Source organism: Pseudundibacterium arcticum (assembly GCF_042646465.1).
Taxonomy (GTDB): domain Bacteria; phylum Pseudomonadota; class Gammaproteobacteria; order Burkholderiales; family Burkholderiaceae_D; genus Undibacterium_A; species Undibacterium_A arcticum.
Genome location: NZ_JBHRTP010000046.1, coordinates 1 through 649, shown reverse-complemented (window position 1 = coordinate 649; position 649 = coordinate 1). Strand labels below are relative to the sequence as shown.

Sequence of the window (649 nt, the reverse complement as noted above, 5' to 3'; positions counted from 1 at the left end):
TTTGTGGCACGCGGCACCTTGATCATTCTGGTCATCATGTCGATGGGCAGCTGGTACATCATCATCACCAAACTGATCGATCAGATCAAATTGACTGGTCAGGCAAAAGAGGCCCGTAACTCGTTCTGGAAAGCCAAGTCGGTTGAAGCAGGTATCGGCGGTCTGAAACAAGGCAGCCCGTTCCGTTTCATCGCCGAGACCGGCAGCAAATCGACCCAGCACCACGATGGCGCGCTGCTGGAACAAATTGATCTGAACACCTGGGTCACCATGTCGATTCAACGGTCGGTAGAGAAAGTACAAAGTCGTCTGAGCGACGGTCTGTCGTTCCTGGCCACGGTTGGTTCTACCGCTCCTTTCGTCGGTCTGTTCGGTACGGTTTGGGGTATTTACCACGCGCTGACCGCCATCGGTATCGCCGGCCAGGCGTCGATCGACAAGGTTGCCGGTCCAGTTGGTGAAGCGCTGATCATGACCGCAATCGGTCTGGCAGTCGCGGTTCCTGCCGTGCTGGGTTACAACTGGCTGGTTCGTCGCAACAAGGGCGCAATGGAAGATATCCGTTCGTTTAGCGCTGATTTGCATTCTGTTCTGCTGAGCGGCGTGATGTCGTCAAGCACGGCTGGTCAACTGGCCAGCGTTAAAAAGG

At 55.5% G+C, this 649-nt stretch carries 1 protein-coding gene; it reads left to right on the top strand.

The features are described 5' to 3' along the window. Positions 1-3 precede the first annotated feature (3 nt). On the top strand, positions 4-649 hold a 646-nt coding region (locus ACFOFO_RS15010), incomplete at its 3' end, for a MotA/TolQ/ExbB proton channel family protein (RefSeq protein ID WP_390331900.1).